Raw genomic sequence first — 23427 nt, 5'->3', positions numbered from 1 at the left:
CAAAAACCACCATCCAGCATACATAATTACAGAACGCGCCACCTATATAAAGGTAAAAAATATAATTGATTAACAATTATTCCGAATTGTGATAATCTATTTTCATATATTTGGCATACATATAAAACCCGATGAAAAAAATACATATCGCATCAAAGCGAGTAGGAGGACGCTTTTGAACAGATTAAAACAAACGTTATCTTTTTTTTCAATCCCTAATTACGGTATTCTTATGATCTCGATCCTGCTGCTTGGCATCTGCATCTCCTTTACCTACCCCTTTCTATCCTTATTCGGCGTAGATGAAGTTGGTATGTCCCCTTCTTATCTGGGCTTGTTCATGACGGTGACCGCTGCATCCAGCGTCCTGATCAGCACGGTACTCGGCAGACTATCCGATAAATACTGGGGAAGAAAGTGGGTAATTATTGTATCGGTTAGTGCAGCTATTATCGGTTACATTCTATTCACCCAGGTACGAAACTACTACACTCTACTTATCATTGCCTTTCTGTGTCTAGGCACCGCATCCTCGGCGTTCCCCCAAATGTTTGCTTATGCACGTGAAGAAATGAACCGCGTCCGTGCGAAACAAGCCGATATGGCCATAAATACTTTAAGAATATTCTTCTCCCTAGCCTGGGTGATAGGGCCGGCTATTGCTGCCGTACTGCTTGCCTCTGCAGGCTTTAAGGGATTGTTTCTAGCTGCAGCCGTGACCTATGGCATCGTCCTCTTCTTTGTCCTGATCTTCCTGAAGAGCTCTGACCGCAAGATGACCGCCCCTACGAATGAGCCTCCTATTCAGCTTAGAAAATTCCTTATGAAACCCCGTATTGCCGGGGCATTAGGCTCGTTTATACTGCTTAGCGTGGCCTCGACAATGTGTATGGTGAACCTTCCGCTATATGTGACCAGGACACTGCAGGGCAGCCAATCCGATGTCGGCCTGCTATTCAGCGTGGCTGCTGCTGTGGAAATTCCCCTGCTTATCGGGGTAGGCATATTGGCAGCTAAATACCGCAAGTCTTATCTGATTCGGGTCGGGGCGCTTTTTGCTATTGCCTATTATATTCTGGTAGGATTTACCCCTATCGTATGGGCCATCGTTCCAATGCAGTTTCTAAGCGCAGTTACCGTGTCCATTGTTATGGGGCTGGGAATCAGCTATTTCCAAGACTTGCTTCCCCATGAGCCCGGCACCGCTACGACGCTATATTCAAACACTTCGGTGATCGGAAATATGCTGGGAGGAATCATCGCCGGCAGTGTTGCGGAATGGTTTGGATTCCGGGCTGTTTTTATCGTTTGCGCGGTCATGGCCGCCGCGGCCTTCTTATTGATGCTTACAAACCGGGAACCTTCTACACAAGAAATTGGGGAGAGCACCCCCGCATCCATGTAAGACCGAACATCAAGAAAATTTGCATGAATAGCAAAAAGCCGGATTGAAAACTAGTTCATCCCGGCTTTTTTGCACCATAATTATATTTGTATTGGCCTTGCCCTGCTAATTTGTATATGCATTGACTTGCTTTAGTTTATTCATCAGCAGCCACTTGATTGGATCGGAATAACATCGAAATATAAATAGTGCAGGTGACCAGCAAAACGCCGATCGATATCCATTGCGAAGTAGAAAACATGCCCACACTGCCGCGAATGATATCCCCTCTATAAAATTCAATCACAAATCTACCGAGACTATAAAAGATTAAATATAAACCGGCTATAAATCCATCCAGCTTCACCCTTCTAGCTATCCATATCAGAATAAAAAATACGGCGAAATTAAACACACTTTCGAATATTTGTGTCGGGATCAGTTTAACCCCGTTAGGAGCAAAGTGAGATTCATGAAATGTAATTCCAAACCAGCTGTCCGTCTCTTCTCCATAGCAGCAGCCGGCCAGCAGGCAGCCAATTCTGCCAAAGCCCTGAGCCAAGGCAATAGAAGGCGCAAACAGATCCAGACACTGTAAAAAGTTTAATTTGTTCTTCCTGCAATACAAATATCCAGCTAATATTCCGCCAATGATGCCCCCAAAAACGACATACCCTGCGGTTAAATCCCATAGTATTTCGGGATGATCCCATATATTCTTGTACTGGGTTATCCAATATAAAAGCTTCGCGCCAAAAAACCCGCCTAATAAGCCCCAAATCGTTAAGGATGAAACGTGCGATTGCGCCAGCTGTCTGTTTTTCGCTCTATAATTAACAACCATATAAGCCACGACAATACCGATAGCAATCATCAATCCATATCCGTAAATGGTGACAGGGCCAAGCTTCAGCAAATCGTTTTTCATCATACCATCCTCTCTTTACTAGCCCGACTAGCAATCCCCTCACACATTTTAGCATAAACATCCAATTAATAGCACGAAAAAAACCTGTTGATTCACGCTGTGTGACAGTAAATGACTTCAATCGAATTGTTTTAAAGCAACGCTTTTCTAAAAGATTCCTGTTTTGAAGGTTATTAAAATTAGGGAAAGAATATATTAATGAGGAAATTATGTAAGGGGAATGCTTATGAAAATAATAACTTTATGTGGCTCTACAAAATTCAAAGATCAATTCGAACAGGCAAATGCATTTCTTACACTTCAAGGAAATATTGTAATCAGTCTCGCCTTCTTTGAGCAGAGTGAAGGGTTTGAAATAACTGAAGAACAAGCTGAACTACTTGGAAATCTTCATTTCAAAAAAATTGATCTTTCAGATGAAATATTCGTGATTGATGTGAATCGTTACATTGGAAGCAGCACAAAAAGAGAAATAGAATATGCCAAAGAAAAGGGAAAAGTAATTCGTTATTACTCTAATGGTGAAATTCCTTCAAATTTATTCAACTGACTGTGAATCGTATTCAATAACGCTACGATAATTACCCAAGTATCGTGTAGCTAAATCAACAATAATTAGAAATAAGCTTAAAGCAAAGAACGGACACCTTTGGCGTCCGTTCTTTGCTTTTCTTTGCTTTTCTTTGCTGTTCTTTTCTGGCTTTAACTGGATTTATGAATATTTGCACATTACTGTCGTTTACACCGTGTTGCTGTTGCTTACACTTGGTTAAATTCGATCCAGCCGATCTGCAAGCCCGGCTTAAGAAAGTCGAGCGTCAATTCGTACATTCCCGCTTCGAGCTCCACCTTCGCCAGCTTCAGGCGGATCCATTTGCCCTCCGTACCATTCGTCTGGATCGTAACCATCGGCTGGCCGTTCAGCATAACGTTGCACACACTTTGTGCCAGCTCCGGCTCTGGAGACATGATGTTGACGATGATCCGGTATTGTCCGGCCTGATCTACCTTCATATAGGTTGATCCTGCCGCGACAGGCTTAATCTGCGCATCGCTGGACAGCTCCTGCACCTGTCCCTGCTCTGGCGTTAATGCGTGATTCGCTTTAAAGGCATGCACCGTTTCGACGATTTCCTGCTTCCGGGAAAATACCGGCGCCTGCATAAGGAAGGCGCAAATATTCATCGCGCAGCGCTGCAGCTCTCCGCGGGTCAACGTCCCGTTGTCCAGCGATTCTAGCGTATTGTCATCATACGCATTGACCTCGGCGCCGTAGTTGGTAACGACCATATAAAGGTCGTTCTGCGCGCGAACCATCCAATTCGTATACTTGCGATCCGCTGAGCCTCCATGGACAACGTCGTTCATAACCGCCCACCAGTCGGTCATGACGATGCCTTTGAAGCCCCATTCCCCGCGGAGAATCGTCGTGTTCAAATCGTAGTTGGAGGCGGCCCAATGCCCGTTGACCGGGTTGTACGAAGTCATGATCGAATTCGCACCGCCCTCCTTCACGGCAATTTCAAAGCCCTTCAGGTAAATTTCCCGCAGAGCGCGCTCGGATACGACCGCATCTACCTTGCTGCGATGCTTCTCCTGGTTGTTGCAGGCAAAATGCTTCAGCGTCGCGTAGGATCCGCCTTGGATAATCCCGCGGGTACAAGCTGCGGCGAACGCCCCAGAAATGAGCGGGTCCTCGGAGAAATACTCGAAGTTGCGCCCGTTCAGCGGGCTTCGCCGAATGTTAAGCCCCGGCCCTAGCAGCGAATCCACGTTGTTTCTTAGCAGCTCCTGCCCTTCCAAGACATAGAGCTCTTCAACCAGCTCCACGTTCCAGGTCGCGGCCAGCAGCGTGCCGATGGAGACCTGGGTCGCTTTATCCCCGCTGTCCATCCGGATGCCGGAAGGACCGTCCGCAGTACAGCCGACCGGGATGCCGTAGCTAAGCAGGCGATCGCTGACGCCGCCGAAGGCCGAAGCCGTACCCGGCGTCACTAGCGGGCTGACCATGCCCTCGCCACGGACAATCGTCGCCAAGTCCTCGTCGCTAAGCTGGGCAATGAAGGCCTCCATGCTCACTTTGCCGTCATGGACGTCTCTCAGCTTATATCCTTGATCCCCTGTTTGCTCCAGTTGCTGCGGCAAATTGTTCTCGATCCGCTCCGCCAGGGAAACCTTCTGCGTCGGCGCAGCTACGAAGGCAAGCTCGTAGGTGCCGTCTTCCTTCCGGGTGCTTGGTTTCATACGGGTGAAATCCTCCGTCGGGGCGAGTGCCTCCTCCAGCTGCTCCACCACTTGGAGAGCCTCCACTTCATAGCCGTCCCGTCCCTCAACCGCTACTAGCGCTGCATTTTTTACGCTGTTTCCTACATAGAAACGGTACACTCCGGCTTCCAGCACATAAGCGGAAGGAGCGCCGGTCACGCCGCCGTCATCATAGGAAGCCATGTCATGGATAGGAAAGCTCAGCGTCAGACGCTGCGATTCACCCGGCTGGAGCTCCTTCGTCTTGCCGAATGCAGCCAGCGCTCTGGCCGGCTGGCCCAGCTTGCCTTGCGGAGCTTCATAATAGACCTGGACGACCTCTTTGCCTGCGTAGACGCCCCCCATATTCGTTACGGTTACGCCGATTTCCGCATAAGATTTCCCTTCGCGGACAGCGATCTTCGCTTCCTCCGGCTCAATACGGAATTCCGTGTAAGACAAGCCGTATCCAAATTCGAACTGCACTTTATCCGGGCAGAACGTCTCGAAATAACGATACCCGACATAAATGTCTTCCTGATATATGTTCTTGAATTCGTTACCGTAGTTTCGGGTCGACGGATAGTCGGCGATGGAATAAGCGATGGTATCGGTTAATTTGCCGCTTGGTGTCACGTCCCCAGCCAATACGTCAGCGATGGCATTGCCGCCTTCCATGCCGCCCTGCCAGGCGTAAATGATCGACGAAATCGGTTTCGAAAAAGCCGCATCATTAACCCAGCTCATGTCGATAATATTGGATACGTTCAGCACAACGATCGTCCGCTCGAAATGGGCAGTGACCTGCTTCAGCATGACCTTCTCCTCTGCGGTCAATTGATAGCTGCCCGGTTCATCGGCATTATCCTTATCTTCACCCGCCGTACGCCCGATAACGACGATGGCTTTATCGGATTCACCTCTCGCCTTGCGCACCAGTTCATCGGTTAGGGGCATCTCCTTCTGGTGCCAAGGCTCTGCTGCCCAGCCGCCGCCCCCGTTATCGAACGGGTTCTGCGCGATCCACTCCTCGTAGACGGCCGCCAGATCCTCGTTCACAGCGATGTTCTTCTTGCTGCGAAGACCGTCCAGCAGATTCGTCGTATAAGCGACATTCACACTGCCGCCCGAGCCCGTCCCGCTGCGATAGTAATCGACCTGGATCCGGCCGAAAATCGACACTTTTTCATTGTTTTGCAGCGGAAGAGCTTGTCCGTCATTTTTCAACAGCACAGCACCTTCTGCAGCTACTTTCCTGCTAAATTCGGCAAAGCCTTCCAATGGAATTCCCTGTTTGCTCGTCGTCACTTTTTTTCTCTCCCTATGTCTTTTTTTAGATGATAAAATTAAAGCTTTTAGCTGTGATCCACGTTTATTTCCCTATTTTCCAGCTCTAATATTGTGCATTGTGACACGTTCCAGCTGAATGTCCGAGAAATCACTAACCAGCCCTTCGCCGGTTGGCGATTGAGAAACGATTCCGACCTTCAGCGTATCGGAAGCCTTTAATTGGAATACCCGGACCATCTGATAATAAGACCCGTCTGTGGAGTAATGCATCGCAAAGGCGTCGCCTTTTCTTCCAATCTGCAGCCAAACGCTCTTATCCGTCAAATTCTGGCCGTTGGCATCATCCGAAACGCCGTTCGTGACGACACTAACTACAGCATATGTATCTAAATCCGTATACTCATAGCACAGCTTCGCCCAGCGATCATCCCCATCCATTATAAAAAGCGCTGCCCCATCAAACTTAGATATGAAATCATGCCTTACTTTGGCGCGGAGCACAAAATCACCTTGGATATCCGCGTATAAAAATGGCGCATTGCTCTTTACATCTCCGCTTTCCGGGTTGATGAAATAATCCGTACGGCCTGGTGCGGTAATTTGAATCAGGTTATTCGTTTCATTGAGCGGAGCTTCGTTTAGCCACTTATCAAATGGGTTCATGAATATACCTCCAAATATTTTATTTTCTTAAGTATAACTCATATTCGGGCAGCCTGACAGAACCATGTCGAGCTGTTTTCATCCAATGGTTCGAATGACGGGTTGGATCATAGTGTGGATCAATGGTGGCTTTACCGGCAGCTGAATTCTAGCCCTCTGCTTCCTTACTCTCCTTCTGGCAAGCCGACAATAAGCATACCGTGGCCAGAGCTGCTATGAAAATCGGCTTCCTCCTCCTCGCTCCCCCATCTATCTTAAAGGCTCACGAAAGCTAACGTGGCGTCTGACCTTGGGCAAGTTTTCATAGGTAGGAATAATCTGGGCAAGATATTATATCCGATGATTCCTGCCAATCCAAATTGCATAATCCAAACTGTTCTTATACATGAATATGACCTACCCTATAAACAGAGCTACTAAAATCAGCTGAGTTGCTTTACATGATACTAGTATCGTAAATGAGGGATTAACCATGAGGGAGCGAAAGATCATAGACCTTCTTACCGGCAGCCCACTCCCGGTTAAGATGAACGAGTTGACCCGCCAGCTTACGCTTGCGGAGAGAACGATCCGAGAGCTGATCCGCAGTCTGAACAAGCTTGGGGAGAAGCACGGGTTTCGCATTCGGATGATCCGCAATCAGGGGTACCAGTTAGAAATTACAGATGAAGCGAGTTTTGAATTTTACAGGCTTGATCTGCAGGAGCAGCGGAATCAGGTCGATCTGAACAATAAAGCGGCGCGGCAGCATTTTCTGCTCTTATATTTGTTTCAAACCGATTCCTTCGTATCCACGGAGCGATTAGCCGATGAAATCGGCATCAGCCGTTCCACCATTATTTCTGATCTGAAGGAAGTGGAGCAGCTGTTGGAGCCGTTTGACCTGAAGCTAAGCCGCAAAGCCCATTACGGTATGAAAATTGAAGGGGACGAGCAAAACTTTCGCAAAGCCTTTTCGCACTTCATATTAAATAATCGGCAAACCGTGAAGCAGTCCGAGGATTTCCAGCAATTTCGCCGGGGCTTCGATGCCAAGAAGCTCAAAGCCCACCTGTTGAAGCTGTTAAAGGATAACGGGCTAGACATCTCCGATGTCTACCTGAACAACATCGTGACCCACTTATTTATTCTGTTATACCGGGTTTCCCGCAATAACCTGATCATTGCCGACCAACTGTTGCCGCGAAATCCCGAGCCGCTGTACCAGACGATCGCCAGGGACGTAGCCGACTGGATCCATGAAGAATACGGCATAAGCCTTCCGGAGAATGAGATCGAATATTTAGCTCTTCACCTGTCAGGCAAGACGATCACCCAGCATATCGGAGATGAAGAAAAAGCGAAGCTCCGAATCGGCATCAGCCGTATTCTCCAAACACTGGATAAAGAATTTCTAACGGGTTTCAATCAGGATGATGAGCTTCGCGAAGCCTTGTTGATGCACATGTTCCCGCTCCTGAACCGATTGTACTATAATCTCCAGCTTAAGAATCCTTTGGTGGAGGACGTGTATAGCGAATATGCCAATGTCTTCGTCATTTCCTTTCGGTTTGCGGAGATCATCGAGGAGCAATATGGTTTTAAAATGTCCCGGGACGAGGCGGGCTACGTCGCCCTCCATTTTGCCACTCACCTGGAGCGAATGAAGCAGCATAGATTGGAGCAGTTCCGACGGATCGCCGTCATTTGCTCTTCGGGCGGAGGAAGCGCCCATCTGATCCGGTTAAAGCTGGAGTCGATCTTCCCCAAGGCATCCGTCATCACTGCCTCCATCACAGAGCTGGACGAGCTTCAGAATCAGCCGCTGGATCTGATCCTGAGCACGATCCCGTTCGAGAATGAGGAGGTCTATCAGAAGCCGATCATTCATATCAAGCAGTGGCTGGACGATCAGGAAATACAGCGGATCAAGGAAACGATATCCTTGCAAATTCAACCTGTGCACTCCTCGTATAAGCTAAGGGACTTCAAAGATCTGTTTCACAAAGGGCTGTTCCATTTGTCCGGTCCAGACGATTATTTACAGCTGCTTGCTCAGCGCTGCGATGAGGTGGTCTCCGCGAAGTTTGCGTCCTCCGATTTCACCGAGCAGGTGCTGTCCAGAGAGCATAAATTCACAACCATCTATAAAAACGGTGTAGCAGGGCCGCATCCAATGCGAATGAGCGCCGTGAAGGACTGCATTAACGTTACCTTGCTGGAGAAGCCCATTATTTACGAAGACAAGCAGGTGCAGATCATCTTCCTTATTAACCTCCGACCCGGGCAACTGTTCCTCCACCGGGAAATCAGCAAGCTGCTGCTGCTGATTATGGAGAAGGAAGATATCCGCGATAAGCTGCTTCATGTAACCAGCTACGAGCAATTCATCACCCAAATAGAAAATTTATTATAGGAGTGGAAGATTCATATGGACTACGAACAATTCATTATGCAAATCATCGCGAGCAGCGGGGAAGCGAGAAGTCAGAGTCTTAAGGCAGCCCGGATTGCTCGCGAAGGCAAGCTGCAGGAAGCCGAAGAGCTGCTCAAACAAGCCAAGGAGAAGCTGAAGGAGGCCCATAAAGTTCAAACGAAGCTAATTCAAGCCGAAGGACGCGGGGAAAAGAACGAAATCAGCATCCTTATGATTCACGCGCAGGATCACTTAATGAACTCCCTGACGGTTCGGGAGCTAATCGTAGAATTAATTGAAGAAACTAAATCGCGGCTTGCGCTGGAAGAACAACTGAAAGGAATGGTGAACTAGATGAAGAAAATATTGCTTGCCTGTGCTGGCGGATTCTCGACAAGTATGCTGGTAGAACGAATGAAGGAGGCCGCCCGGGCCCAGAGCATCGAAGTGGTGATCGACGCCGTCGCCGAGAGTGACATTGCTGCTCAGGCGCCGTTCAATATCATTATGCTCGGCCCGCAAATGGGTCATGCGGAAGCGGAGCTGGCCGAAGCTTACCCGCAAATTCCTGTTACGACTATCGATATGTCCGACTACGGCATGATGGATGGCGAGAAAGTGCTGGCGACAGCTCTTGAACTTATGGAGAAGGGGGTCAAGTAAATGGCAGGGGGGTCTGAATGGAGAGGAAAGATTCAGAAATTCAGCAATAAAATTCAGAAGAATATTTACATCAGCTCGATTTCCAACGGGCTGATGGCCCTGATGCCTATTCTTATTTTAGGCGCAATTTTCTCCTTAATTAATGCACTCAGAATTGAAGCTTATCAGAATTTTCTAACCAACACTGGACTGAAGGCGCTTACTTCCATGCCGATGACAGTGACGACCGACCTGATAGCCATTTATGCTACCTTCTCCATTGCATATAATTTTGCAACGCAGAAGAAGCAGCAAGGCTTCTCGGCAGGGATTCTCGCACTTATGGGCTTCTTTCTCGTTACTCCTAAAGGTGTGCTGGAGGACGGCGCTACAGCCGCGCTTGGATATTCCTGGCTGGGAGCTAAGGGGCTGTTCGTCGCTATTATTATCGCTCTGATCGTCGGTACAGTATACAATTTCGTACTGGAGAAGAAATTGTATATCAAAATGCCCAAGGGCGTTCCTCCGACCGTGGAAAAATCTTTTGCCGCCCTTACGCCAGGCTTCCTGATAGCGATTCTGCTGCTTATTATTGCAGCGATTTTCCGGGCGACGCCATACGAAAATATGCACGAGTTCGTCTTCAATATCATTCAGACTCCTTTAACGAGCCTGGGTGGAAGCTGGTGGGCGATGCTGATCTGCGTGTTCGTTATTCATTTACTATGGTTCTTTGGTGTGCATGGAACACTGGTGGTCTATTCGGTTGTTGGCCCGATTTGGGTGACGCTCGGACTGGAGAATCTCGAAGCCTACCAGCAGGGCCTTGAAGGCACCAACATCGTCGGATCACCCTTCTTCCCGGTATATGTGCTTGTCGGTGGTGCGGGAGCAACGCTGGGACTTGTGATCTCCATGCTGTTTGCAAAATCCAAGCGTTATAAGACGTTAGGCCGTCTGGCCATCATTCCAAGCTTTATCGGCGTAAATGAGCCTGTCATCTTCGGGCTGCCGCTAGTTCTGAACCTGCGCCTGATGATTCCGTTTATCGTAACGCCAATCATCACGAGCGGTCTTGCTATTCTACTGACTGCTATAGACATCCTGCCCGTGCTTAACGGCGTACAGGTTCCGCTCGGTATTCCAATCATCTTCAATGGCTGGATGACCGGCGGCTGGCGTGTCGGACTTTTCCAAATCCTTCTGATTGCCATCAGTATCGCTATGTATTATCCGTTCTTCAAGAAGGCGGATGCCGAAGCGCTGGTGGAGGAGCAAGCAGTTGAATCGAAGGAGCAGGCGGTGCAAGCGCAGGCCTAGAATTCTACTTTCAAGGCGGTGAACAACAATATGGAAACTGTATTTCCGAAGGATTTCTTATGGGGTGGCGCCGTTGCGGCCAACCAAATCGAAGGCGCTTATAATATCGATGGCAAAGGCCTATCGACGGCCGATGTTGTCCGATATGTTCCTCCGGCAGAGCGCGGAAGCCTCGATGAATTGCTCGGCATGTCACGCTCCAGGCTGGAGGAAGCCATCAAGGATACGAAAGGCAATTATCCCAAACGGCGGGGAATCGATTTCTATCACCGGTATAAGGAGGATATCGCGCTGTTTGCAGAAATGGGCTTCAAAGTGTTCCGGCTGTCCATTTCCTGGCCTCGTATTTTTCCAAATGGCGATGACAGCACTCCCAACGAAGCGGGGCTTGAATTTTACGATCGGGTATTTGATGAACTGCTGAAGCATGGCATGGAGCCGCTGGTCACCATCTCTCATTACGAAATACCGGTCGAATTGGTCCGCCGCTATAACGGCTGGGCGTCAAGAGAACTGATCGAACTATTTGTCCGGTATGCTGAAGTCTTGTTTACTCGCTACAAGGGCAAGGTCAAGTACTGGCTTACCTTCAATGAAATCAATTGTACCCTGAAGGCGCCATTTCTCGGAGCCGGAGTCATTATAGAGGAAGAGCCTAACCCTAAACAGACCGCCTTCCAGGCGCTGCATCATCAATTTGTAGCCAGTGCCTTGGCCGTCCAAAAATTACGGCAAATCGACAGCAATGCAAAAATCGGCTGTATGCTGGCAAGAAAACTGATCTATCCTTATACCTGCCATCCATTGGATGTGCTGCAGGCTCAGGAAGAGAATCAAATGGCCCAGTTCTGCACGGATGTGCAAGTGCGGGGCAGCTATCCTTCCTTTATCCGGCGGCACTGGCAGGAGCACGGCGTGACGATTGAGATGCATCCGGAAGATGAGTCCATTCTAAAAGAGAATCTCGTCGATTACTTGGCGTTCAGCTACTACATGTCTGTGACCGCTAGCGCCAATCCCGCTGAAGCTGCGCAAGCTTCCGGCAACCTGTCCGGCGGGCTTGCGAATCCTCATCTCAAGTCCTCGGAATGGGGCTGGCAAATTGACCCTGTAGGATTACGCATCGTACTAAAGGAAATGTATGATCGCTACCAAATCCCATTGTTCGTCGTGGAGAACGGGCTGGGGGCAATCGACCGTGTTGAAGATGACGGCAGCATCCAGGACGACTACCGGATCGAATACTTTGCCCGGCATATCGAACAGATGGGCGAGGCGATCAAGGATGGCGTAGAGCTCTGGGGCTATACAAGTTGGGGCTGCATCGACCTGATCTCCGCCTCTACCTCCGAGATGAGAAAACGATATGGATTCATATATGTCGATCAGGACGACGAAGGTAAAGGTTCACTCAAGCGAACCCCAAAGAAGAGCTTTTACTGGTATAAAAAAGTCATTGCATCCTGTGGCGCGAATCTTGATAACGATTAAGAGACGATGTTAAGAGCGGGCAGCCCCCATACTTTTCGGTATGGGGGCTGCTTTTCATCTCTGCCGCCTCTGCCGCTTAACGGCTGCATTTGCTGCAAGGGATTGTGGCTGCTGCTGTACTGCTTTATTTCGATACATACCGGATGTTCCTCGCTACTTCCACGAACATGGGAAGGGCTTTATCTTGTTCAGTTTCGAAGTAAACAAAGTCAACGAAGTATTTTTTGTTATCCTTTTCCATCACAAAGCTATCCGTAATCACCGTACCTTCTTGCTTCGAACCTGCATATTCCTCATACTTCTGCAGCTGCTCGTTCTGTAACGTTAAATCTGGGAGAAAAATTTCGTCATATTTATTAATCGAAATGTGATGCTTATCCCCGTCATACCCCCATCTATTCCCGTCCTCAAATTCATAAACCTCCATTTGCTCAGGAACATACAGCCCGAAAGGCATTAACGGGTCTTTGTTAAAGCGGGCAAGCGACTGCTGGTCTCCCCATTCCAAAGTGATCTCGGCTGTACCGTCGTATGACTGCAGCTCAAAGAGACTTTCTGCCTGCGCTGCGGGACTGTTTTCACTTGGACTCGGCTGCTCCGAGTTTTGCTGCCCTGCTGGATTTTCTTGTCCAGAATCTTGCTGTTCCTCCGAATTGTGCTGCCCCGCCGCATTTTGCTGCTGTATATCTACCGCAGAGCTGTTATTGGCATTACCGGAAGCTGAATTCAAGCCCCCCGCTTCCTTACTCTCCTTCTGGCAGGCCGACAATAAGCATACCGCAGCCAGAGCTGCTATGAAAATCGACTTCCTCATCCTCGCTCCACCCCATCCATCTTAAAGGCTCACGAAAGTTAAAGGTTCACGAAAGCCATATCCAGTTAAACGCATAATTTCCACCAAATGTTTCGATATATCGTTAGAAATGGTAATTTGGCCCACAAAAAATAGAGTTGGAAGAGCTGAATGGATTGGAGAGAAAAAGTTAATTATCCTCTCGATGTATAAAAATTTCATCTTCGGCAGTATTCCTGCCTTCCATATCCGTTGGAGCCCCATATTGTATTATTTTACCGTCACTTTTTCTGTAGTAATAAACTGTCTGAGGTTCATCAACAAAAATAACTTCTATCGAAAAAACAGGAGCTTTCCCAACTCTAGTATGTATACTCTGAATTTCCTCATTCTTGTAACCCTGCTTGAATAAATAATTTCTAACTTCACTTTCTAATGAACCTTTTTTCCAGCTGCAAGCCCCAAATCCAGCACCCCAAACAAGAAAAATTACCAACAAAAATATAATTATGCCTTTTCTCGTCATAGACTTTTCCAGTGCCCCCCTGCCCTCGATCCTTGCCGCGGAAAATAGGCGATTCACCGCTACGATTCGTGATTTTCCTGCTCTATGATCAGAATTTCCGAATTCATCGTACCGGGGGAAGTGGCGATAACTCCCCATTTTCTGCCATAAGGGCGCCACCTTATGCTCCCGAAAGACAGCTTGCCTAAATTCCTGCCTTTTGTAAAAAAAGCCGTTTGATTTTGCCTGAGAAATTGTTTGTAGTCGTCCAGTTCTTTCTTAGTTTTGTCCCCGACAAACTCGGTACGGTATATGTAGTTTGAAGGCTTGCTTTGTTCGAAGGTGTAGGTAAATAAATCCGTCTTCATGAGCCTCCAGCCGTTCGCGGACATCGAGTTAAGCCATTTTTCCAGTTTGTCTAAACTTATAAAGTACCTGAACACTTTTTTAGTCATCGTTCCATCCTCCCAACCCCATACCTTTTTTTCCTCAACCATTACTAATCATTATATAATTTAAATAAGAAATGAACTGGGGGAAATGTCATAAAAAGGACGGTCGTAAACAGGAAGGGGCGAGGAAGGGGTTGCCCCCGATCTTCACTTCTCCAGCTTCCCTTTAAGCTTGCTTAGCTCGTCCAACATGGCTGAACGACGTGGATACATCGCACTCAAACGATCGATAAGCTGTACACTTTCTTGTTTCGCGCCCGCATCATAATATTTTTTGAGGAACCTGCAGGTTTCCCTGTACTTTCTTCGATCCGTCGCATGCTGCGCCTGATCTAAAATATAGGCTTCGTAGATAGGATACATTTCGTCGGGATACCTCTTCGCCACCTGCTGGCCATAACTCATAATTAAACTGTTGTCCCGGCTCAGGAGTTCAAGCAATTTTTCAAATTCATCTGCCTGATGAAGTACAGAAGCATAGTAATGGTCAGACAGCGTGACAGACAGCTTCTGCAGCAGCGGCTCCTTTTGCTGCTCCCAAGTTCCCTCGGCGTCATACAACTGCTGAAGCTTCGGATAATAAGACGTGTCCCCCTGAGCTAAAATGCCGTATACAACCTCAATCAGCTTCGTCTGGTTGGAGGTTTCCGAGTATATTCTCTCCAGGTAATGATCCCACTTCAGATTACGGTTAAACCCTTGCTCTTCTATACTCTTCGCTGTAATACAGAGTTCCTCCGCCGAGGCATAGTTTTTCTCCTCCAGTGCCTTCTCTACGGCAATGCATCTAAGTTCGGGCACTTTGATGTGCGTCATAAGATACTGGTCAGCCGCTTCAGGACCTTCCAGCCGATTTGTGATTTTATAGGTAATCACATACTCCTCCGGATATTTTGAACCGCTGTATAGCGTGCCGAGTGCTTCAAACACTTCACTCACCTTTCTTACCTGCTTCTTCTCATGAATTAAATGGACCACAGATTGCAGCAGGCCATAGCCAAAATCCGGCCACTCCTTCATTGCTTTTCGCTTCGCCGTCTTGATGATTGTGTCAAAGAAATATTTGCGATTCGACTCATCAATCGATTGACAGAACTCGTCAATGACCCTCATGCTGTCCCTGATCGCCTCCCCCAACGATCCTGATGAATCGTCGGTATGGGAAATCAGCTTCATTACTTCGTTGATTACCATGATCACAATATCGAAAGCAAGTACAGGGTCTCTCTGTGCTCCGGCTTCGGCCTGTTCAACTATTGACATCATTTCCATACTCAGGCGAATACAGCCGCTATAATTCACAAACCCCCGGTCCGAATTGGATCGAATGGCAGCCTTGATCCGCTCTTTATATTCATTCAAGCGCAGCTCTTCCGTCATGGAGCGTCCTCCTTCTAAATGCCGATATATTCATTCTACGTAAAATACTGTATCAGAGTTTCCTGTCCCTATTTTAATCTATTACGATGTAATGAGCGAAGCTTAATTTGGCATACGGGGATGAGGCTGCTGAAAGGATGTTGAAAGGCGGTCGTGATGTGGTTGGGATGATTGTTGGGATGTGGTTGTGATGTGGTTGTGATGTGGCTGAGATGTGGTTGTGATGTGGTTGAGATGTTATTGAGATGATTGTTGAGATGTGGTTGAGTTTCTGAAAGGCTGCTGAGTTCTTGGTGAGTACGGATGGATTTCTGCCTGACAGCTGTTGAGCTTCTGCATGAGAGCGGATGGATTTCTGCCCGACAGCTGTTGGTAGGGCTAACGGACCGTCGTTCCGCTATTTGCCCAATTACGCGAATTTTGTTGCGCTAACGGACCCTGGTTCCGCTATGGAACTGAAATTTGGCTGAATCAGGGCATTTAGGGCCAAATAGCGCCCTCTGTGTCCGTTAGGCTGTGAAACCGCACGAATTCGGCGAAATAGCGGACCGTATGTCCGTTAGGATCAATAAGTCACTGGGATCATCCCAATGCTGCTGATATGTTGCTGAGCGAGTACCTGGTAACAGTGGGTACATAGTCACCGGGCACTCGGCCTTCCAAGCAAGAAACAAAGCAATTTCTGCAGCAACATGCTATTCCCCAGCTGCCTATCTCGGGTCCAACCCGCTCGTACTAAACGGTGACGCCGGAAGCCCCTCCCGGTTGTACAAATTAACCCCGGCGGGATTGTTCGCCCATGCATACCTCGCATGGACAGGCTGCGAAATCTCCTCATGCCGGACGATCACGGTGTCACCGGAAATGACCGCCTGCGCCGGGCAGAAACGGCCGTCCGGCCCGCACACGGCAAATCCGTGAAGTTTGCCGCCGCCCCCGCGCACGACCAGCCCACTGCCGATATGATCGAAATGGAGAACCAGCGTATTTCCCCGGTGCTCCACCCCTTTGAACATCGGTCCGCTATGTACCAGCTGCTCCTCGCCGTAGGCGAGCTTTCTGGCGCATAACGCCAGCCGCTGACCCACCGTCTTTTTATCCTGCGGGTGCAGATCGTTATATTCCCCGACATCGATGGTGACCGCCATTGCGGTACGGGGTACCTCCAAGCTTCTGCGCTGCTCCTCCCGCAGCTCCGCCCAATTCACTTGAGTGTCGTCCGCTTCGCCAAAGTTGGCAAGCTGTACATAAATAAACGGAAGGTCGCCGTCCCCCCAATTCCGCCGCCAATCCCGCACCAAAGCCGCGAATAAGCCGCGATATCCCGCCGGCCGTCCACTGTTGGATTCACCTTGATACCAAAGGATGCCCTTAACAGGAAATTCCCGCAAAGGAGCAATCATGCTGTTAAAGACGCCGGAAGGTTTATACTGAAAAAAAGTACTCGGCGCCAGTTCCTCGGTGCTCGTACCAATCCGATACTGCCAAACACCGCGCAAATCGAGCTCTTCTCCGCTGCCGATTAGCTTATACGGCATGTCCGGCACGAAGCTCCCGGTATTGTGGCTGCTGATCACGCGAACGACAATCGTATTGCGGCCTGGCTTCAATAACCCCTTAGGGACCGAATAGCGTCTCGGCGGATACATATAACCGGTATTGCCGATGCATATGCCGTTAATATACGTATCGTCCGCATCAATAATCGTCCCCAGCTTCAGCATGACCTCGCCCTCCAGCATGGAGGCGGGTACATCGATTTCCTTCCGGAGCCAAACCGTGCCGCGCACAGGCGCCAGCCTGCTCCCCGCCCAGGAGCCCGGAACCTCGATCTCTCCCCAATCCGCTGTGCTACTGTCGTATGAGTTATGGAACCAGCCTTCCTGCAGCCCCAGGTCCGTATCGTTCAGTTGGCTGTACCATTGACTGTTGCGCTCTTCGTCCCTGCGCATCGTTTCCTGGATATAGCCCTCATCCTTGCACTGCTCCAGATCGGCCTCATACCCGCCGACATCTCTAAGCGTCGCCTCACTCATCCAGGCCTCGATTGGCGTCCCGCCCACCGCAGTTTGCACGAGTCCAATGGGCACTTGGTATTGATCAAACAATTCCTGGGCACAAAAAAATCCCGCCGCGCTAAAATTCAGCACCTCCTCCGGGGTTGCCGCGATCCACCGCCCTCCCGATAGCTCCTGCTGCGGCGCGTGGAAATTGTACGTTTGCGGCACCGCAAACTGGCGGATTAGCGGCAGGTTAATGCTTGCCACTTCCTCCGCGAGCAGATCCAACGTTCGCCGGACCGGCAGCTCCATATTGGATTGTCCGCCAAGCACCCAAACATCGCCAATCAGAATGTCGCGAATGATCAGTTCCTCTTGACCTGACGATATCCTCATTTCATGCGGGCCGCCCGGTTTCAGCTTCTCCAGCACGATCCGCCATTGCCCGGCGGCATCCGCCGATGTGCTGTATTTTTTACCAAGAAACGAAATCTTGATCTCCTCGCCGCTCTCAGCCCTTCCCCAGATCGGCGCATGAATGTTTCTTTGCAGCACCATCCCGTCGCTGAGCATGCTATGCAGCTTCATCGTTGACCGCTCTCCTTCCACTAGCACCTTTTCATAGGTATTTTTCCATAAACAAACTTCTATAGGAACGCTTGATTTGATCTTACTTCATTCATAGCCTTGTGGAAACAGCTCATTTTATAGGTTAAACCCTAAAATTTTCAGTTCATAGATCTCCTTATACCAGACGATCACAGCATCGCCAGAAATGACCGCCTGCACGGCAAGGAAGCGGCCGTCCAGCCGCATACCTCAACCCCCTTGTCACTTAAGCTCTGGCCCGCACAGTCTGCTCGCCGCATACACGCACGGTCACCCGGTGCCGACCTGGCCTAAATGGAGGATTAGCGCGTCCCGCTATGCTCTATCCTTGCGAACATCGGTCCGCTATGCACCAGATGCCCCTCGCCGGAGCGAACCTTCGAGCGCATAGGGCGATCCGATCCGCTGGCCTACCGCGTCTTCTCATAACTGCCAGTGCAGAGAACTTGCCTTAGATGATCATAAATACCGTCCGGTATGCGAGCTCGCATGCTTCATGACCGCTTCTGGTGTCCCTTCTGCGATGACATGACCGCCCTGCCGTCCCCCTTCCGGGCCTAGATCAACGATCCAGTCCGCAGTTCTGATCAGCTCGCTGTTATGCTCGACAATAATTACGGTATTTCCTGCATCGACGAGGCGATCCAGCAGCTTGGATAATTGCTTCACATCACTCGGATGCAGCCCTGTCGTCGGCTCGTCTAATAAGTAAAGGGTGCTGGTCTGCGTTGTCCTCATCAGCTCCTTCGCCAGCTTCAACCGCTGTCCTTCCCCGCCGGAGAGCGTGGTCAGCGACTGCCCCAATTTCAAATAGCCCAAGCCAATCTCCACCAGCAATGCAAGGATTGAACGGATTTTCCCTTCCTCCTTAAAAATATCCAAGCTATCCTGTACCGAGCTCTCCAGAATTTGATTGATGGAATACCCGTTATATTGAACGGCCAGTACCTCCTGCTTGAAGCGCTGTCCATGGCAGACCGGACATGTCACCTCCAATTCCGGGAAAAACAGCATGTTCATCGGGACATACCCGAGCCCCTGACAATTCTCGCAGCGTCCGCCCTCCGTATTGAAGGAGAAATGCTTGGCCGTCAGCTTCCGCTGCTTGGCTTCCTTCCGTTGCGCGAAGGCATTGCGGATTTCGGTGAATACCTCTGTATACGTTGCGACATTCGAACGCTTCATCCTGCTGAGTGGCGATTGTCCGACGGTCACCATTTGGCCGAAGTACTCCAAGCCGTCCACCCGCTCAAAGCCTTCATGGATCTTGTCATTTCCCTTCGCCAGCACATCGAACACGAGCGTGGATTTTCCAGAGCCTGAAACTCCCGTCACCGCAATTAAACAGCCGACCGGAAAGGACACCGTCACATCCTGCAAATTATGAAGGCTAGCCCGATGCACGACAATCGCTTGTCCCGTACCTTGGCGCACATTTCTTCTTGCTGCAGGTTCATAGCGCAAGTATTGGCCGGTGATGGATTGTTCTTGGTGGACGAGCTCGGACAGCGTTCCCTCGCCGATGACCATTCCGCCATAAGTTCCCGCTCCCGGCCCCATATCGATAATATAATCCGCCTCTCTCATCACATCGACATCATGCTCGATGACAAGGACGGTATTCCCCAGATCCCGTAAATCCTTCATTACGCTAACTAAGCCCAAAGTATCTCGCGGATGGAGGCCTGCCGTAGGCTCATCCAAAATATACAGCACGCCGGTCAAGGCCGAATCCAGGATGGAGGCTAGCCGGATGCGCTGGGCTTCGCCGCCGGAGAGGCTGACCGTCTGGCGGTCTAAGGTCAGATACCCCAGCCCGGTGCGGATCAATCGATTGAGCTTGGTGGCCATATCCAGAGTGAACGTCTCTACCTGCAGCAGGGAATCGTGATCCAGCGATAACTCGACCCGCTTCACCCAATCCAGCATTTCCTCCAGGGAATGATGGACAAGCTGGGGGATCGTCGTACCCGCAACCGTAACGGTTCTGCTGATTTCATTTAACCGGCTGCCCTGACAGTCATGGCATTGCTGCGAATAAAAGTACGATTCTGCCTCTGCCGATGCGCCTGACTTCTCAGAGAAGCGCCGCCACATGCCCGTCAGTACGCCTTCAAACTTTCCATCGCCTACCGTCTTCGGAGGAGCGATATGAGGAAACCATTGCTTCACTTCCTGACTTTCCACGCCATAGTACAGGATCGCTTGTTGCGCCAGGCTGTAGTCCTTCAAGAGGAGACCGTCCTCGATCGGTACGCCGTAGTGCTTCATGGCCGTCTTGACAATCGACACCTGATAATCCGCATACCGCCCCTTCCAGAGATCAACAGCGCCATCTTCAATCGAATTCTCTGGATGAAAGACGGACGCCTCATGAATTTGCACCACCTCGCCTAGCCCCTTGCAGGTCGGACATGCGCCTTCTATCGTATTGTAGGAAAAATGGGTGCGCGTCAGCTTCTCCATCCGATGCTGACAATGGGGGCACTTAATAAACTCCTTGAAGCTGCCCGCTTCTTTCTCAATGTCCTCCTGGTTCAGCGTTGGCAGAATCTCCTGATGGCAATTCGGACAAGGCCGCTTCCCCAGCTTCTCAAAAATCATGCGCAAGCTCGTGTACATATCGGTGACTGTGCCTACGGTGGAACGCGGATTGCGATTGGTCACATGCTGGCTGACGCTGATGGCCGGAGATAGGCCGACGATGGAGTCCATCTTCGGTTTATTGATCCCCTGCATGCCCATCGATTCCAGATACTGCCGTTGGCATTCCCGGAATAAAGTGTCGATCGCTAAGGTGGATTTGCCCGATCCGGATGGACCTGTCAGTACAACCAGCTTGCTCTTAGGGATGGACAAGGAAATATTGCGCAAATTATGCTCCCTCGCACCCTTAATAAGTATCTCGTTACGCAAACGATCTCCTCCTCGAAAAATTTCTCAACTTACTTCGATACTACAACATTCGTGCAAGTGTGAAGGTTTAAGAAGCGGCTGCTGTATGCAGCGGTGTAATCAGGAACAAAAGCTGTCCACGCTACTTTAAGGTTTTAAGTGAAGCTAGGCTGTCCCCAGTTGGGAAGGGATGGCGCTTAAGCTATTCCGGTCGCTGCAGCCTTTGATCTGCCAGCAGTGCTGCTTTCAGCTCCTCCAAGCGCTTGTCCGCCTCCTGCACCAGAAAATGTTCCTCTGCAGACAGACTCAACTGGGACAGGCTGATTTGGCTAACTTCATCCATGAGTGACAGTGCGGCTTCATTCTCATCCAGTAAATGCGCAATATCCGCCCGCAATATTCCGGCTCTGTACCTAAGGGGAAGCGGCACCTCTTCCATTCCTGGCAGCACCGAATCCAAAACCTTGGCAGCATGCGCAGGATCATCCTTGGCATAGGCCAATTTGTACGCCGTTTCAAATGCATTTCTAAATTTTGAAGCTTGCACTGTGTCGTCAGGCCCGGCCACGGATTGGGGCGCAGCATGCTTTGTGCCAATGAGCAAGCGATTTCCCGATGGATCGACGAGAATAAACCTGCGATCCTCCGCAAGGTTATTCGGCTTCGTTATTTTTGGATAACCTCTAGCCGGAATGCGGTTCGTGTTCCTTTTTAACGATTCGCAGAAAGTTTCGTAGACAGCATCCACATCAGCCACATGTATGTAACACATGCTGTAATTCTTCGCGGGGTCCAATTGTTTAAGCACAAAAAAGTGCAATTCTGCTATTGGATGGCGCACGCAAGCATATTGGTTCGGCCTGGCCTGCTTATACGTCATTTCAAAGCCTAACGATTGGTAGAAATCAAGCTGTTCATTTACGGACCTGCAGGGCAGGATCGGGATGATCTTTCCAGACATTTGCTCCGTCATTTCAAACAACCTCCTAGTGAAATCGTTGAATCTAACTCGATATTACAACATTCGTGCAAGTGTGAAGGTTTTGGTTTATGATGCTTTGTAGAATAACCAGTCAAGGTCGCAACAAGATTATAGGCCGTCACATTACTCTAATGTTTTAATTTAACCTTTCGCCGTATGGGGAGATGACTGTATGAAACTTAAACCCATTGAAATTGCCAGGAAATTAGATGTCGGTACGAGTGCATTGCGGCATTACGAAGCTTGGGGGATTGTTCCGCCTCCTCAGCGGGGGACCAATGGCTATCGCATTTATACGGAAGAACATGAGGCGTATTTTAAGTGTATCCGGGCGATGTATCCGGGATTTGGCATGGCCTTGGTGCGGAAGGTGATGCCGATGCTTCAGCAGAAAAAATATACGGAAGCGTTGTGGGAGATCAACCGGGTGCAGGCCGAGCTGTATCAGAAGAAACAGCAAGCCCTGCAGGCATTGGAGATCTTAAAGCCGGATCAAATGGCGAGCTTCCTTGCCAGCCGGAAAAAGCCGTGGTATACCATCGGGGAAGTCGCGAAGGAAATCGGTGTGCCTGCTACAACGCTACGGCACTGGGAGAAGGAGGGCTTGATTGCCCCTGACCGCGATCCCGAGAGCGGTTATCGGCGATATCATCGCGACGATATCCGCCGGTTATTAATTATTAGAACCGTACAGTCCTCGGTTTACTTGCTGGAGACGGTCCGCGGGATCATGGAGAAGATCAATCAGCAAAGCCTGTCGGAGGTTCGAAGAATCACCATGGATTCATTGGCCTATATGAATGTGCAAATCGAACAACAGCTTCGCGGCGCGCATGATCTCTATAAGCTCATTGAGCTGCTCAAACGAAACGGCGGGTAGCAGCTTCTTCGGATCATCCATATCGGTTTGTAAACTCGAAGCCCCAGTCTTGATCGGGGCTTCGAGCTTTTTATTTAGGCTTTAGCCAGTTGAGTGCGTGAAACGCGCGAAACAAAAAACGACCCGCTATATGCGGGTGGAGGGATTTAATTGCCCGAAAATTACAGTGAAAGCCCTAGGCCTGAAAATAATGTCTATATTGTCCTTCACCCTGCAGAATATTTACAGATTTCTGCATCCTATACTTCTGAATCCTATACTACGTATTTACGAATGGCCACGCAGTCACGCTGGGTAACCACGTCGTTAACTTCGGTTTTGGAGGATGTAATTCCTTGCAAAGATTGGATTTAGATATTACCGACTGTTGTTTAATTCTAGCTATGATGAACGATAAACAGACAGCCCTCCACATTGCTACATCTCGTAGGTTAAAATGGAAAGTGGAAAGATCAACCATTTCAGAGCTACATAGCAAAGGAGAGCTGATACTATGCAGTCTATCACAAAATTCGTCGGTTTAGATGTATCCAAAGAAAAAATTTCGGTGGCCATTGCGGATTCAACCGGGGAA

At 49.4% G+C, this 23427-nt stretch carries 18 protein-coding genes; 8 read left to right on the top strand and 10 right to left on the bottom strand.

Annotated features, from left to right (window positions below):
• The first annotated feature begins 175 nt into the window (after positions 1-175).
• Complete coding sequence (locus G358_RS0126450) at positions 176-1405, top strand: sugar efflux transporter (protein ID WP_019640281.1); 1230 nt, start codon at positions 176-178, stop codon at positions 1403-1405.
• A gap of 136 nt (positions 1406-1541) precedes the next feature.
• Here G358_RS0126450 and G358_RS0126445 read toward each other — a convergent pair whose 3' ends face one another.
• Positions 1542-2315, bottom strand: a complete 774-nt coding sequence (locus G358_RS0126445) for a prolipoprotein diacylglyceryl transferase (RefSeq protein ID WP_019640280.1) — start codon at positions 2313-2315, stop codon at positions 1542-1544.
• 223 nt (positions 2316-2538) lie between these two features.
• Here G358_RS0126445 and G358_RS0126440 point away from each other — a divergent pair, with 223 nt between their 5' ends.
• Positions 2539-2862 (top strand): hypothetical protein, encoded by a 324-nt coding sequence (locus G358_RS0126440; protein ID WP_019640279.1) that lies wholly within the window; start codon positions 2539-2541, stop codon positions 2860-2862.
• A gap of 209 nt (positions 2863-3071) precedes the next feature.
• Here G358_RS0126440 and G358_RS0126435 read toward each other — a convergent pair whose 3' ends face one another.
• Together G358_RS0126435 and G358_RS0126430 are read right to left on the bottom strand one after the other, a co-directional pair.
• Complete coding sequence (locus G358_RS0126435; RefSeq protein WP_019640278.1) at positions 3072-5864, bottom strand: glycoside hydrolase family 3 C-terminal domain-containing protein; 2793 nt, start codon at positions 5862-5864, stop codon at positions 3072-3074.
• Positions 5865-5936: 72 nt separating this feature from the next.
• Positions 5937-6509, bottom strand: coding sequence for a DUF1349 domain-containing protein (locus tag G358_RS0126430; protein ID WP_019640277.1), 573 nt, complete (start codon positions 6507-6509; stop codon positions 5937-5939).
• Positions 6510-6981: 472 nt separating this feature from the next.
• Here G358_RS0126430 and G358_RS0126425 point away from each other — a divergent pair, with 472 nt between their 5' ends.
• The 5 genes from G358_RS0126425 to G358_RS0126405 are packed head-to-tail and all read left to right on the top strand — an operon-like array spanning position 6982 to position 12357.
• Positions 6982-8904, top strand: a complete 1923-nt coding sequence (locus G358_RS0126425) for a BglG family transcription antiterminator (protein ID WP_019640276.1) — start codon at positions 6982-6984, stop codon at positions 8902-8904.
• Between the two features lie 15 nt (positions 8905-8919).
• A complete protein-coding gene (locus tag G358_RS0126420) occupies positions 8920-9258 on the top strand; it encodes a PTS lactose/cellobiose transporter subunit IIA (protein ID WP_019640275.1) in 339 nt (112 codons plus the stop codon).
• The gene (locus tag G358_RS0126415; protein ID WP_019640274.1) at positions 9259-9567 is read left to right on the top strand and encodes a PTS sugar transporter subunit IIB; all 309 of its coding nucleotides are present in this window, start codon (positions 9259-9261) and stop codon (positions 9565-9567) included.
• Positions 9568-10866, top strand: a complete 1299-nt coding sequence (locus G358_RS0126410) for a PTS sugar transporter subunit IIC (protein WP_019640273.1) — start codon at positions 9568-9570, stop codon at positions 10864-10866.
• Between the two features lie 30 nt (positions 10867-10896).
• The gene (locus G358_RS0126405) at positions 10897-12357 is read left to right on the top strand and encodes a glycoside hydrolase family 1 protein (protein WP_019640272.1); all 1461 of its coding nucleotides are present in this window, start codon (positions 10897-10899) and stop codon (positions 12355-12357) included.
• A gap of 124 nt (positions 12358-12481) precedes the next feature.
• Here G358_RS0126405 and G358_RS0126400 read toward each other — a convergent pair whose 3' ends face one another.
• The 7 genes from G358_RS0126400 to G358_RS0126365 all read right to left on the bottom strand — a co-directional run bounded on the left by G358_RS0126400 (position 12482) and on the right by G358_RS0126365 (position 21964).
• Positions 12482-13171 carry a hypothetical protein gene (locus tag G358_RS0126400; protein ID WP_019640271.1) on the bottom strand — a complete coding sequence of 230 codons (690 nt, stop codon included), beginning with the start codon at positions 13169-13171 and terminating at the stop codon, positions 12482-12484.
• Positions 13172-13340: 169 nt separating this feature from the next.
• Positions 13341-13676: a DUF3139 domain-containing protein gene (locus G358_RS0126395; protein WP_019640270.1), complete on the bottom strand. Its 336-nt coding sequence runs from the start codon at positions 13674-13676 to the stop codon at positions 13341-13343.
• 59 nt (positions 13677-13735) lie between these two features.
• Complete coding sequence (locus G358_RS30935; RefSeq protein WP_019640269.1) at positions 13736-14110, bottom strand: DUF2812 domain-containing protein; 375 nt, start codon at positions 14108-14110, stop codon at positions 13736-13738.
• A 144-nt stretch (positions 14111-14254) separates the two neighbouring features.
• Positions 14255-15487, bottom strand: coding sequence for a hypothetical protein (locus tag G358_RS0126385; RefSeq protein WP_019640268.1), 1233 nt, complete (start codon positions 15485-15487; stop codon positions 14255-14257).
• Between the two features lie 710 nt (positions 15488-16197).
• Complete coding sequence (locus tag G358_RS0126380) at positions 16198-18075, bottom strand: sialate O-acetylesterase (protein WP_019640267.1); 1878 nt, start codon at positions 18073-18075, stop codon at positions 16198-16200.
• Positions 18076-18555: 480 nt separating this feature from the next.
• Complete coding sequence (locus G358_RS0126370; protein ID WP_019640265.1) at positions 18556-21012, bottom strand: ATP-binding cassette domain-containing protein; 2457 nt, start codon at positions 21010-21012, stop codon at positions 18556-18558.
• 181 nt (positions 21013-21193) lie between these two features.
• Positions 21194-21964: a bleomycin resistance protein gene (locus tag G358_RS0126365; protein ID WP_019640264.1), complete on the bottom strand. Its 771-nt coding sequence runs from the start codon at positions 21962-21964 to the stop codon at positions 21194-21196.
• A 181-nt stretch (positions 21965-22145) separates the two neighbouring features.
• Between G358_RS0126365 and G358_RS0126360 the strand changes: the two genes are divergently transcribed.
• On the top strand, positions 22146-22853 hold the full coding sequence (locus G358_RS0126360) for a MerR family transcriptional regulator (protein WP_019640263.1): 708 nt from the start codon (positions 22146-22148) through the stop codon (positions 22851-22853).
• Positions 22854-23427: the final 574 nt, after the last annotated feature.

The sequence above is a fragment of the Paenibacillus fonticola DSM 21315 genome (assembly GCF_000381905.1).
GTDB classification, from domain to species: domain Bacteria; phylum Bacillota; class Bacilli; order Paenibacillales; family Paenibacillaceae; genus Fontibacillus; species Fontibacillus fonticola.
Note: the sequence above shows the minus strand (reverse complement) of the source record. Positions and strands in the feature narration are given on the sequence as shown.